A 13,471-nucleotide genomic window follows, 5' to 3' on the forward strand; every position below is an offset into this window, starting at 1 on the left:
GCCAGCTGCTTATCCTCGATGACCTGTTCCTTGTGCCTCTTGACGCCAAGGAACGTCCCATACTGCTCGAGATTATAGAAGACAGGCATGAAAGAAAATCTATCATCATCACCTCACAGTACCCGGCTTCCAACTGGTATGACATGGTAGGCGATCCGACAATAGCCGATGCCATTCTTGACCGCATCATCCATACGGCGCGTACCATAGAATTATACGGTGAAAGCATGCGTAAGTTAAAGGCAAAGAAAAACCAAAGTATCTAAAAGGGTAAAATAAAACTGACCCCTGCACAAGGACTTTACAAGGGTTAAATATACGGTACCCAAGATGGGCAAATTTTGTTTGCCCAAAAGGGTCAAAGTTGAGTGGCTTTTCCAGTATCTTTGCCAAAAATAAACTTCAGTTTGAGTGTATGCGTCGAAAATCAATACTTGAAATGTCTCATGAAGAAGCAGTGGAATTCTTTCTAAAAGACAAAAGTTATTGCAACATAGATCTTCCTGAATACTTTTCTTTTGCTAAGCTATTAGGTAAAATAAGTAAGGCTGTAGATAAAGTACAAGATGTTTCAACTTTTTATTCCGAAAGCAATCTAAGAAACTGTGAAAAAGTAAACCATATACTATTTGCAAACAAAGATGGAAAACTTTCTTGGCGTCCACTACAAATAATACATCCCTTTCTTTATGTTCTATCAGTCAAAGAAATCACAGAGGAAGCTAATTGGAAGAAATTATTGGGCAGATTTCATGATTTTCAGAACGACGATAAGATAAAGTGTTTTAGTATTCCAGTAGAAGCAAGGAGCAAACAATCAGATAAGGCAGAACAGATACTTCAATGGTGGGAAAACATAGAACAAGAATCTATAAACCAATCATTGGATTATAAATTTTCATGTGATACAGATATTGCTGATTGTTATGGCTCACTATACACTCATTCTATAGCATGGGCTATTGAAACAATTGACATTGCAAAAAAGCAAAGAGATGGAAAATTATTAGGAAATAAAATAGATAAGAAATATGCAGTATGGGCAAACTAATGGAATTCCTCAAGATTCTGTTTTGATGGATTTTATTACAGAAATAATTTTAGGTTATATTGATGAATTGCTCGCAGTCGAAATAAGTAAAAATAAAATAAAGAACTACAATATATTTAGATACAGAGATGACTATAAGATTTTCGTAAATGCTCCAAATGATGGAGAGATGATTTTAAGGCTATTGTCGAAGCTTATCGTTCCTTTCGGATTAAAATTAAATTCCTCGAAAACAAGAGAGAACAAGAATATCATATCAAGTTCTGTCAAACCTGATAAATTATCATGGTTTCAGCTTAATCAAGGTGACCTAACACTACAAAAGCAATTTTTATTGATTCATCAGCATAGTCTTATGTATCCCAATTCTGGAAGTATCGTTTGAGGATTAACGGAATTAAATAAGAAAATATCAGACAAAGAAAAATCCATTCAAATTATCAGCATAACAGTTGATATTATGCTTCATAATCCTAAAGCAATACCTGTATGCTGTTCTATCATTAGTAAAATACTAAAGAACACAGAAGAAAAGATGAAGTTATCCATTTCAAATAAGATATATAAACGTTTAATGGAAACACCAAATTCAGAATTTGCTCAAATTTGGTTACAAAGGATGCTAAAAGACAGTGTTGATAAATTTGGCTTTAAGGAAGCGTTGTGCAGTATCGTGAGGGGAGAAAGTATTGAGATTTGGGATAATAGTTGGTTTAATGGGAATAATAAAATCAAAAAACTAATACTTCCAACGTCCATCTTTGACAAAACAATATTTGCAAAAATGGATGAAATGATAAAAGATGATGAAGTGGATATTTTATACACTCTCTATGATGACTATCATTCCATAAAAAATAGTTTGCGTTGGCTTTTTGTTACTTTTGAGCTGTCTCAAGTCAAAAGTAATGAGATGCTTCTTTATTGGGATTTCTTTGCTCCTTTCTTCTTCCGCCCGAAGCTCATGAAAGAAAAAGTGGGCAGCAAATCTGCCGACCATTTTTACTCTGTCTGTTCTTCTTGAACGGTTATCCGCCCCGTCCTAACTTCGGGGTGAGTAGGAAAAGTCCAATTTACGTTCCAATTGGGTCCATTCTTTATACAAAATAGGAGCATAAAGTGCAACCATAATGAGGGCATAAGTCAGAATGTACACTGTGATAGCCAAAGCGATGGTAAGGAGTAGCCGAATGAGGAAATTTCCCACACATATCCCTGTCAACCAAAGCCAGACGTTTCCGCCCCAAAGGAGAGAGCCTGCGAGTGCAAGTGCCACCCCAATTGATATTTTGTATCTCAGTTTCATCTTGTCTGATTTTTTTGATTTTATGCGGATTTCAGAGGTGAGAGAGTTGAGTTTCCATTTTCTTTTTCTTTTTCTTTTTCTTTTTCCCTGCTTATCGCATATCCGACATTTTTTATGCGTCTTTTCGTCGGGTCGGTCGTTTTCGTTTCAGTGGCGTAAAAAGGTAGGGCTTAGGACAAACAAGGTTTTACGGCGAGAATACTACCTGCAATGAAATGAAAGTGTGGAGATTGTCGTCTAAACGGCTTGCCGCCCCGACCTTTTTTGTCCATAGAAGCCCGGAATTACCTTTGCCGCTGACAACGAACAACCGCCCCCGACATAATATATTGGTATAAGTGGAAGATGTGCAGGCAAAGAAGCAGGGCGAAAACAAAAAAGTAGTCTCCAGGGACTGCATTTTATCATAGGAACGGAATACACGGAAAATAAAAAGCCGTCCCAACAGACGGCTTTACGAAAATAATTCGGAGAAAATTCTTTTTTCTCACGATATACCCATATCTTTGCAATACACAAAGTGGTCTTTGAAATGGCAAAATAAGGTATAGTATAGAAGTTCGCTGGTTTCCTTATCGTTACCTCTCTTCATTGATAAACAATTTAATCTATTGATTATTTGGTGTTTATAAAATTCTCTATGCCTTGCGACATGGAAAATCAGATTTTTGCTAATACCGCAAATATCAGCTATTTCCTTCAGGTAGGCATTCATTTTTTGATTACTTAATATAGGAAACAGCTTACCATCATGATAAGTATTATTACTATATTTAGCTATAATCTGCTTTGGAATATCAAGAAGCAGAACATTAGATTCCACATTAGTTTTCTGTCTCTTCGTCATAATCCATTGTTTATCATCCATATTAACCAAATGTTCTGGTGCAAGATTGGCAACATCTATATATGATAAACCCGTGAAACATGAGAATATGAATATATCACGGACAAGAGATAAGCGAGGTATCGTAATTTTTTTATTTACAATTTTGAGAATCTCTTCATCAGTAAGAAAGCCTCTGTCGACATGCTCCATGCGAAAGCGGTAATTAGCAAATGGATCATGGTGTAGCACACCCAATTTCTGACCTAAAATGGTTATTGTCTTGAAAATCTTCATTGTCTTTGTTGCAGTATTACGACATTGCCCAGCAACTGTTTGGAGATAAATATCGAAGTCATAGATGACTGTATAAGTTAGTTCACACAGCTTTATATCTGTTCGGTTGTATTCCTGTTTCAAAAAATTTGTAAAATGACGCTTGCATAATTCGTATTTCCGCAAGGTGGTAGCAGATACAGAGATTCCTACTTGTTTGCGGAAATCATCATTATGTTTATCGAAAGAGCCATAAACGTATCTATGTTTCCTTTTTCCCTAAGAACTCTTCTTTGATTCGTTCCAAACACAAATCATCTGAAATTCCAAACGACGGAAGGTATTAAGCAACCCATTACTGATATTATCGAGTTGCAAATTCGTCCTCAGCACTTCAGTTGTTCGACCTTTGAGACGTTCCTTATCAATATCCCAAAAAGACTTCAAAACAGAGATTCCTGTTGATTTTATTGAGAGACGTTCATTATTGAGATAGATTCTCAACATCACAGGAGTTTTTCCATTTTTGTTCACGTAATTACTTCTAAGATAGAAGGTTGACTTAAAAATTGACTTCATAAATACTTATTTTTAATTGTAGCCATAGCATGAATTTTGTGTAGCCAAAACTAAAAAGTTGTGTAGCCATTTGTATCCACAGCCATGCTGCAAAGTTCAACATAATTTTCAAATGATGAGCAATTATTACGTACTCCTGATGTACTCTGTAGCCACTCTTGGCTACAATTTTTGAAATTCAAAAAATTCTGTAGCTGAATTGTAGCCGCTGTGGAGTCTTTTGGGATATTTTAGTGTATCTACACATACTCTGAAAAGAGGAAATGGTATAAAACAAAAAATATCATAACTCCCTGAAGTTATGATACTTATGATTTTCTTTAGAAATCTCTGATACTATTTTCAGAGTACTTAAAGCGGTGCGTACGAGACTCGAACTCGTGACCTCCTGCGTGACAGGCAGGCATTCTAACCAACTGAACTAACGCACCCGATTGATGCAAGTCTTTACGATAGGTAGTGTGAAGCGGTGCGTACGAGACTCGAACTCGTGACCTCCTGCGTGACAGGCAGGCATTCTAACCAACTGAACTAACGCACCTCTAAATACGCCAATCGTTTTGATTGCGGGTGCAAAGATAGCGATATTTTTTTTCCCTACCAAATATATGTTCCGTTTTTTCATAAAAATAATGGACAGTACGAGGAACGAAATCGTACTGTCCATAAACGATTGATAATTATACAATGCCCTGCGCCATGATGGCTTTGGCAACTTTCAGGAAGCCTGCAACATTGGCTCCTTTAACGTAGTTTACATATCCATCGGAAGTCTTTCCGTATTTTACGCAATTCTCGTGAATATCGTTCATAATATCGTGAAGTTTTGCATCTACTTCCTCACGGCTCCAACGCAAGCGTTCAGAGTTCTGACTCATCTCAAGACCAGATACTGCAACGCCTCCTGCGTTTGCTGCTTTGCCCGGTGCATAGAGGATTTTTGCATCTTGGAACACTTTTATAGCTTCTGGTGTAGATGGCATGTTGGCACCTTCAGACACGGCAAACACACCGTTTGTAATAAGCGCTTGGGCTGCTTCTTCGTTTATTTCGTTTTGTGTAGCGGAGGGAAGGGCAATATCTGCCTTCTCGAACCAAGGTTTCGCTCCTTCTACATATTTCACTCCGTACTTATCTGCATATTCACGAATACGGCCACGCTCTATGTTTTTCAACTCCATAATATAATCGAGTTTCTCACGATCAATACCTTTAGGATCGTAAATGTACCCATCGGAGTCTGACATTGTGACGGGTTTCGCACCGAGTTCGATCAGTTTCTCTACCGTATATTGGGCAACATTTCCTGCTCCAGATACAAGAACGGTCTTACCGGCAATGTCTATATTGCGTGTTTTCAGCATGTTTTGCAGGAAATAAACATTACCGTAGCCCGTGGCTTCGGGGCGGATACGCGAGCCTCCGAACTCTTGTCCCTTACCTGTAAGTATGCCGCAGAATTGGTGGGTTAGCTTTTTGTATTGCCCGAACATATAGCCTATTTCACGGCCTCCTACGCCAATATCGCCTGCCGGAACGTCTTCATCGGGACCGATGTGGCGGTATAGTTCGCTCATGAATGCCTGACAGAAGCGCATAACCTCTGCATTACTCTTGCCACGGGGCGAAAAGTCGGAACCACCCTTGGCACCTCCCATCGGTAGAGTGGTAAGAGAGTTCTTGAAGGTTTGTTCGAAAGCAAGGAACTTCAAAATGGAAAGGTTCACTGAAGCATGGAAACGTAAGCCTCCTTTGTATGGTCCAATGGCATTATTATGCTGAATGCGATAACCCATATTAGTTTGTACGTTGCCTTTATCGTCTACCCACGTAACACGGAACTGCACTAAACGGTCGGGAATACATAGACGTTCGATCAGATTAGACTTCTCGAACTCGGGATGTCTGTTATATTCATCTTCGATCGTACCTATCACCTGACTCACTGCCTGAATATATTCGGGTTCGTTGGGAAATCTTCTTTTTAGGCTTTCTAATACTTCTGTCGCTCTCATAATCTTTTTACTTTAAACGTTATCTAAATCTTTTTAAAAGCTATCTTCTACTTGCAAAGTTATTTGTTTTCTGTGAAAAATGAAACAAAAAGTAAGTTTATTTTCTGAAAATATAGAAAATAGTAAGTGCTGGTCGTTGTTTTGTGCCTTTTTTATTCTCTATACATTATTATATTAAGACGGGTGTGTGCCTGCCAGTTTGTATATTGGGCTGACATACTTGCATGATATTTCTGTTTTAGGAGTGCGGTATATTGCATTTATATGGTGTATCTGTCTGCGGTAGATGTTATGTGTAATTTTCTTATTGGGTTTATATGGCTTTCTATTACAATGTTTGTATAAGTTTTGTAGACCATAGATGGAGGGAAAAGAATATCCCTGTTGCCGGCTTTGTTGCAAGGCAGAGTTTAAAAAGTTAGCAAGTATTGTTGATACCTTGAAAGTTTTTGTGTAAATTTGCAATCCAATATAATATTAGAATGCCAGATATAGATAATAAGCGAAAGAGGCGTCAGCAACCGCTCGATAGTTCGTTCGGGCACCTTCAACCGCAGGCACTCGACATAGAGAAAGTGGTTCTGGGGGCATTGATGATTGATAAAGATGCGTTTTCAATGGTCAGTGAAGTATTACGTCCGGAAACTTTTTACGAGCCACGTAATCAGAAAATTTACAATGCAATACAGGCTTTGAATATGGAGGAGAAGCCTGTAGATATCATGACTGTTACCGAAGAACTGAAACGCGAGGGCACTCTTGAAGATGTTGGGGGGCCTGCTTATATCGTAGAACTCAGCTCTCATGTGGCTTCTTCGGCACATATAGAATACCATGCTCATATTCTTGCACAGAAATTCTTGGCTCGCCAATTGATTTCTTTCGCCAGTGTTATAGAAACAAAGGCATTCGACGAGACAATCGATGTAGACGAACTGATGCAGGAGGCAGAGGGTTCGCTCTTTGAATTGTCGCAAAAGAATATGCGACAGGACTATACTCAAATAGAACCTGTTGTAAAGCGTACCATCGAAATATTGCAGAAAGCGTCGGCTAATACGGAGGGACTTACAGGAATACCTTCGGGATATACTAAGCTCGACGAGATAACAGCGGGCTGGCAGAGTGCCGATCTGGTTATTATAGCCGGCCGACCGGCCATGGGTAAAACATCGTTTGCACTGAGCATTGCCAAGAATATAGCTGTAGATTATAGTGAACCTATAGCCTTTTTCTCGTTGGAAATGAGTAATGTGCAGTTGGTGCAACGCCTTATTTCCAATACGTGTGAGATTGCCGGCAATAAGATATTGAGCGGACAGCTGGCTAAGGATGAGTGGGAACGGCTGGATAAGAATTTAAGTAAATTGACGGGAGCGCCTATTTATGTCGACGATACGCCCGGCTTATCTGTATTCGAATTGCGCACAAAGGCACGGCGTCTTGTCAGAGAAAAGGGAGTAAAAATCATCATGATAGACTACCTTCAGCTGATGAATGCAAATGGAATGAAGTTCGGAAGCAGGCAGGAAGAGGTTTCTACCATATCGCGTTCGCTGAAAGGTTTGGCCAAGGAACTGGAAATACCTATATTGGCTTTATCGCAATTAAACCGTACTGTAGAGAATAGAGAGGGCTTGGAAGGGAAGCGACCTCAGCTAAGTGACTTGCGTGAGTCGGGGGCTATAGAGCAGGATGCGGATATGGTACTCTTCGTTCACAGACCGGAGTATTATCATATCTTCGAGGACGAGAAAGGAAACGATCTTCACGGAATGGCGCAGATTATTATAGCTAAGCACCGTAAAGGGGCAACCGGCGATGTTCTTTTGAACTTCAAAGGCGAGTTTACGCGCTTCCAAAATCCCGAAGATGCCTATATGGCTTCGATAGGTCCATCGATTAACGGCGAAATTCTTGGTTCCAAGATGAACAGGGATGAAGATCCGTTCGATATACAACCGAACAATGGGGGAGCTCCTTTTTAATTGTAACTTACGGTTTAAAATAAAATAAGCGTATAAATTAGCTGATTTGATGTATAAATGTGAAAAATGTATTATTTTATTTTGATTGTTTAAAATATTATTATACCTTTGCACAAGTTTAATAAACGAATAAGCGAATGATTACTTCACAGATTATTATTAGCATTCTTGGTATTCGACTATATCCTTGTAGTTGGAAGTGTTGAGGTATGCATGTAATAACAGATGAAGAAATAAATAGAAGCCTTTCACACTTCCATGTGGGTGTGAGAGGCTTTTTTACATATTTGGCGATCGAATAATAATTTAAATAATGATGAGTGATAGATTATTTATTTTTGATACGACTTTAAGAGATGGCGAACAGGTGCCCGGCTGCCAGCTGAATACTATAGAGAAAATTCAGATAGCCAAGCAGTTGGAGCAGTTAGGAGTAGATGTAATCGAGGCCGGTTTTCCCATCTCGTCGCCGGGAGATTTTAATTCTATCGTTGAAATAAGTAAAGCCGTTACGTGGCCAACAATCTGTGCATTGACTCGAGCTGTGGAGAAAGATATCGATGTTGCAGCCGAATCACTTCAATATGCAAAACGTAAACGTATTCATACAGGTATCGGAACAAGCGACAGTCATATAAAATATAAATTCAATAGCACACGAGAAGAAATTATAGAGCGGGCTGTGGCTGCCGTGAAGTGTGCTAAGAAGTATGTTGAAGATGTAGAATTTTATGCAGAAGATGCCGGACGTACGGATAACGAATATTTGGCAAGAGTTGTAGAAGCGGTGATAAAAGCTGGCGCTACCGTTGTCAATATTCCCGATACCACAGGCTATTGTTTACCGGAAGAATATGGAGCTAAGATAAAATACTTGGTCGAACATGTGGATGGGATAGATAAGGCAATTCTCTCTACACACTGCCATAATGATTTGGGAATGGCCACTGCAAACACATTCAGTGGCATCTTGAACGGAGCACGTCAGGCAGAAGTGACCATTAACGGTATAGGCGAGCGGGCTGGAAATACATCTCTTGAAGAAATTGTCATGATATTGAAATGTCATAAACATTTGAATATAGATACGAATATCAATACTGCAAGGATATATCCCACATCGCGCATGGTGTCGAGTTTAATGAATATGCCCGTGCAACCCAATAAGGCTATTGTGGGTAGAAATGCCTTTGCCCACTCGAGCGGTATCCATCAAGACGGCGTATTGAAGAATGTTTCTACCTACGAAATTATAAATCCGAAAGAGGTAGGACTCGATGATAATGCGATTGTATTGACAGCCCGTAGTGGTAGAGCGGCGTTGAAATATCGTTTACATGTAAATGGCATCGATATGGAAGACGATACCAAACTCGATAATGTTTATCAGAAATTTTTGAAATTGGCAGATAAGAAGAAAGAAATCAACGATGATGATTTATTGATGCTTGCCGGTGCAGATGCAGCAGAGGCACATGCCGTGAAACTCGACTTCCTACAAGTAACGACAGGAATGGAGGTAAGAAGTGTTGCAAGTATTGGACTTGACATCAGCGGACAGAAGTTCGAAGAGGCTTCGACCGGTAACGGACCGGTGGATGCCGCTATCTGTGCGCTGAAAAAGATTATCCAAAAGCAGATGATACTTAAGGAATTTACGATACAAGCCATATCGAAAGGTTCCGATGATGTGGGCAAAGTGCACATGCAAGTGGAATATGACGGAAACATATATTATGGCTTTGGCGCAAATACCGATATTGTTACGGCATCGGTAGAGGCATATATCGACTGTATTAATAAGTTCCGCCACAAGTAAAACAGACGAGAAGTTTAATATGAAATAATTATATTATATTGCAATGAATACTTTATTTGATAAGATTTGGGATAAACATATTGTGCAACAGGTGGAGGACGGGCCCACGCAATTGTATATAGATCGGTTGTATTGTCATGAGGTTACGTCACCTCAGGCATTTGCCGGACTTCGTGAACGTGGGCTGAAGTGTTTTCGTCCGAAGCAGATATTCTGCATGCCGGATCACAATACACCGACGCATGATCAAGATAAACCGATCGAAGATCCTATATCGAGGAAACAAATTGATACCTTATATAAGAATACAGAGGAGTTTGGAGTTGCCGATTTCAAGATGAATACGCCTGACAACGGTATCATTCATGTGGTCGGACCGGAAAAAGGATTGTCGCTTCCGGGTATGACTATCGTTTGTGGGGACTCGCATACCAGTACGCATGGGGCCGTAGGAGCGATAGCTTTTGGTATCGGGACGTCGGAAGTAGAAATGGTAATGGCGTCGCAGTGTATCCTTCAACAGAAACCAAAGTCTATGCGTATCAATATCAATGGCAAACTTCAAGCCGGTGTTGTTGCGAAAGATGTTGCGCTATATCTTATGTCGAAGCTCACTACATCTGGTGCTACGGGCTATTTTGTGGAATATAGCGGCGAGGTAGTCCGTGATTTAAGTATGGAAGGACGCCTAACTCTTTGCAATCTCTCTATAGAAATGGGAGCGAGAGGTGGTTTCGTTGCGCCGGACGAGAAGACTTTTGAATATCTTAAAAACAGAGAGTATGCTCCGAAAGGAGAAGAGTGGAACAAGGCTATTGCATATTGGAAAACTTTGAAAAGTGGTGAAGACGCAGTATTTGATAGAGAACTTGACTTTGATGCTGCGGATATCGAGCCGAGAATAACTTATGGTACCAATCCGGGAATGGGTATCGGTATTTCAGAAAGAATACCCGCATTGGACGAAATTCCCGAAGTTGGACAAGCCTCATTTAGGAAGTCTCTTGAATATATGGGATTGAACCCGGGGGAAAAGCTATTAGGTCATAAGATCGATTATGTATTCTTAGGGGCTTGTACAAATGGACGAATAGAGGATTTCCGGGCGTTTACATCGATCGTGAAAGGAAAAAGAAAGGCCAATCATGTTACAGCATGGCTGGTGCCGGGAAGCTGGACAGTGGATAAACAGATACGTGAAGAAGGGCTTGATAAAATATTAGAAGCTGCCGGTTTTACTATTCGACAACCGGGATGCAGTGCTTGTTTGGCTATGAACGACGATAAAATTCCCGCCGGAATGTACAGTGTATCGACAAGTAACAGAAACTTTGAAGGGCGTCAAGGACCAGGCAGCCGGACGATATTGGCGTCCCCATTGGTTGCAGCAGCGGCAGCTATAACAGGAGTAATTACCGATCCGCGTCGATTGTAGGATGGATTAACACACGATTAATTAGGATAGATATGAAACAGAAATTTGATATAATCACGTCGACTTGCGTTCCGCTTCCGCTTGAGAATGTGGATACGGATCAAATCATCCCTGCCCGTTTCCTGAAAGCGACAGATAAAGAGGGGTTCGGAGATAATTTATTTCGTGATTGGAGATATAACAAAGACGGTTCGCTTAAAGAAGATTTTGTACTGAACGATACTTCTTACGGCGGTGTAATATTGGTTGCGGGCAAGAATTTCGGCTCCGGATCGAGTCGGGAGCACGCTGCATGGGCGATAGCCGGCTATGGTTTCAGGGTTGTAATCAGCTCTTTCTTTGCCGATATCCACAAAAATAACGAATTGAATAACTTCGTATTGCCGGTAGTTGTATCGGAAATGTTCCTTAAAGAGTTGTTTGAGAGCATCGACAAAGATCACCAAACACAGGTAAAAGTCGATCTGCCTAATCAAACTGTGACCAATATGGCGACCGGAAGCAGCGAATATTTCGAAATAAATGCCTATAAAAAGCATTGTCTTATGAATGGATTGGATGATATTGATTATCTCCTCCAAAACAAAGATAAGATAGAACAATGGGAACAGCAGAACAAATAAGCAGATATAGGCGTACTCCTCCGGTGGTAGAGATCATGGATTGTACGCTTCGAGATGGGGAACAAACCAGCGGAGTCTCGTTTTTGCCGCATGAAAAGCTGATGATAGCCCACATGTTGCTGCATGACATAAACGTCGATAGGATAGAAGTAGCCTCGGCACGGGTATCTGAAGGAGAGAAAGATGCTGTAAGAATGATTTGTCGTAATGCGGAGCGTGACGGTATGCTCGGCCGTATAGAGGTGTTGGGGTTTATAGACAATAAGAAATCTATAGATTGGATAAGTGATTGTGGCGGCAGGGTAATCAACTTACTTGCTAAAGGTTCCTTGAAACATTGCATGCAACAGTTGCATAAGACACCCGAAGAACACATCTCGGACATATTGAAAGAACTGGAATATGCCGAGCAACAACGCATGACGGTAAATCTTTATTTGGAAGATTGGAGTAACGGAATGAAAGATTCTCCCGAATATGTGTATCAGGTAATGAAAGAGCTTGTGCACACTAACATAAAGAGATTTCTTCTTCCCGATACGCTTGGAATTATGAATCCCCTACAATGTGTGGAATATATGCGTAAAATGTTGAAGCATTTCCCCGATCAACATTTCGATTTCCATGCCCACAATGATTACGATCTTGCTGTGTCGAATTCGCTTGCGGCGGTATTAAGTGGTTGCAAAGGGTTGCATGTTACGGTTAACGGACTGGGAGAGCGTTGCGGAAATGCACCGCTTGCAAGCGTACAAGTTATATTGAAGGATCAATTTCAGGCAAAGACTAATATTAACGAAAACAGACTGAACGAGATCAGTAAGTTGGTAGAAAGTTACAGCGGTATTGCCGTGGCACCTAACCAACCCATTGTGGGTGAGAATGTATTTACGCAGGTCGCGGGAGTACATGCCGATGGTGATAACAAGGATAATCTTTATTGTAATGACCTTGTACCCGAGCGTTTCGGCAGGAAGCGCGAATATGCGCTTGGGAAAAACAGCGGAAAAGCCAATATTGCAAAAAATCTCTGTGAGTTAGGACTTGAGCTTACACCGGAGCAAACCCGTAAGGTTACGCAACGAATTACCGAGCTTGGAGACAGGAAGGAATTAGTTACACAGGATGACCTTCCATATATAGTAAGCGATGTATTAAAGCATGATACCGTACAGAATAGAGTAAAACTTGTAAGTTATATGGTTTCTACTTCTTATGGATTGAAACCGATTGCCAGTATTAAGATAGAGGTGGATGGACAACAATATGAAGCCGACTCTACCGGAGATGGTCAATACGATGCTTTTGTAAAAGCATTGCGCAAGATTTACAGGGACAATTTGAACCGTACATTCCCCACGCTTGCCAATTATGCCGTAACAATTCCTCCCGGAGGTAGGACGGATGCGCTGGTCCAAACCGTTATTACATGGCAGAATGGAGATAAACAATTGCGCACGCGTGGTCTTGATGCCGATCAAACAGAGGCAGCAATCAAGGCTACTTTTAAGATGTTGAACATCATAGAAGATAAACAAAATTCAGAGTAAACT

General features: G+C 40.4%; 11 protein-coding genes, 2 tRNA genes and 1 pseudogene. 9 read left to right on the forward strand and 5 right to left on the reverse strand.

Annotated elements, in window-relative coordinates:
• The 4 genes from BN3912_RS05420 to BN3912_RS12440 form a co-directional block, all read left to right on the forward strand.
• A partial coding sequence (locus BN3912_RS05420; RefSeq protein ID WP_195906771.1) for an ATP-binding protein occupies positions 1 to 266 on the forward strand: 266 nt, incomplete at its 5' end.
• 173 nt (positions 267 to 439) lie between these two features.
• Complete coding sequence (locus tag BN3912_RS12430; protein ID WP_196808017.1) at positions 440 to 1,051, forward strand: RNA-dependent RNA polymerase family protein; 612 nt, start codon at positions 440 to 442, stop codon at positions 1,049 to 1,051.
• Positions 1,032 to 1,436: an RNA-directed DNA polymerase gene (locus tag BN3912_RS12435; protein ID WP_023983323.1), complete on the forward strand. Its 405-nt coding sequence runs from the start codon at positions 1,032 to 1,034 to the stop codon at positions 1,434 to 1,436. The genes BN3912_RS12430 and BN3912_RS12435 overlap by 20 nt, the downstream gene beginning before the upstream one ends.
• A gap of 150 nt (positions 1,437 to 1,586) precedes the next feature.
• Entirely contained in the window at positions 1,587 to 2,075 is a 489-nt protein-coding gene (locus BN3912_RS12440; RefSeq protein ID WP_196808016.1) for a hypothetical protein, read from the forward strand.
• Between the two features lie 18 nt (positions 2,076 to 2,093).
• Here the strand turns inward: BN3912_RS12440 and BN3912_RS05440 are convergent, their stop codons facing one another.
• From BN3912_RS05440 to BN3912_RS05460, 5 genes and pseudogenes are all read right to left on the reverse strand, one after another.
• On the reverse strand, positions 2,094 to 2,357 hold the full coding sequence (locus BN3912_RS05440) for a hypothetical protein (RefSeq protein WP_023983321.1): 264 nt from the start codon (positions 2,355 to 2,357) through the stop codon (positions 2,094 to 2,096).
• A gap of 640 nt (positions 2,358 to 2,997) precedes the next feature.
• Positions 2,998 to 4,038, reverse strand: a pseudogene (locus tag BN3912_RS05445) (site-specific integrase); the annotation flags it as partial.
• Positions 4,039 to 4,395: 357 nt separating this feature from the next.
• Positions 4,396 to 4,469, reverse strand: a tRNA-Asp gene (locus BN3912_RS05450).
• A 36-nt stretch (positions 4,470 to 4,505) separates the two neighbouring features.
• Positions 4,506 to 4,579 (reverse strand) — tRNA-Asp (locus BN3912_RS05455).
• Positions 4,580 to 4,718: 139 nt separating this feature from the next.
• Complete coding sequence (locus tag BN3912_RS05460; protein ID WP_023983318.1) at positions 4,719 to 6,053, reverse strand: NADP-specific glutamate dehydrogenase; 1,335 nt, start codon at positions 6,051 to 6,053, stop codon at positions 4,719 to 4,721.
• Between the two features lie 482 nt (positions 6,054 to 6,535).
• On the opposite strand from BN3912_RS05460, the gene dnaB reads away from it, so the two are divergent.
• From dnaB to BN3912_RS05485, 5 genes are all read left to right on the forward strand, one after another.
• Positions 6,536 to 8,041 (forward strand): replicative DNA helicase, encoded by a 1,506-nt coding sequence (dnaB, locus tag BN3912_RS05465; RefSeq protein WP_023983317.1) that lies wholly within the window; start codon positions 6,536 to 6,538, stop codon positions 8,039 to 8,041.
• Positions 8,042 to 8,357: 316 nt separating this feature from the next.
• Positions 8,358 to 9,860, forward strand: a complete 1,503-nt coding sequence (locus BN3912_RS05470; protein ID WP_023983316.1) for a 2-isopropylmalate synthase — start codon at positions 8,358 to 8,360, stop codon at positions 9,858 to 9,860.
• Between the two features lie 43 nt (positions 9,861 to 9,903).
• A complete protein-coding gene (leuC, locus tag BN3912_RS05475; RefSeq protein ID WP_023983315.1) occupies positions 9,904 to 11,295 on the forward strand; it encodes a 3-isopropylmalate dehydratase large subunit in 1,392 nt (463 codons plus the stop codon).
• Between the two features lie 32 nt (positions 11,296 to 11,327).
• Complete coding sequence (gene leuD, locus BN3912_RS05480; RefSeq protein ID WP_023983314.1) at positions 11,328 to 11,918, forward strand: 3-isopropylmalate dehydratase small subunit; 591 nt, start codon at positions 11,328 to 11,330, stop codon at positions 11,916 to 11,918.
• Entirely contained in the window at positions 11,897 to 13,468 is a 1,572-nt protein-coding gene (locus tag BN3912_RS05485; protein ID WP_023983313.1) for an alpha-isopropylmalate synthase regulatory domain-containing protein, read from the forward strand. Before leuD ends, BN3912_RS05485 begins: the two co-directional genes overlap by 22 nt.
• Positions 13,469 to 13,471 lie beyond the last annotated feature (3 nt).

Source organism: Prevotella phocaeensis (assembly GCF_900065875.1).
GTDB classification, from domain to species: Bacteria; Bacteroidota; Bacteroidia; order Bacteroidales; family Bacteroidaceae; genus Prevotella; species Prevotella phocaeensis.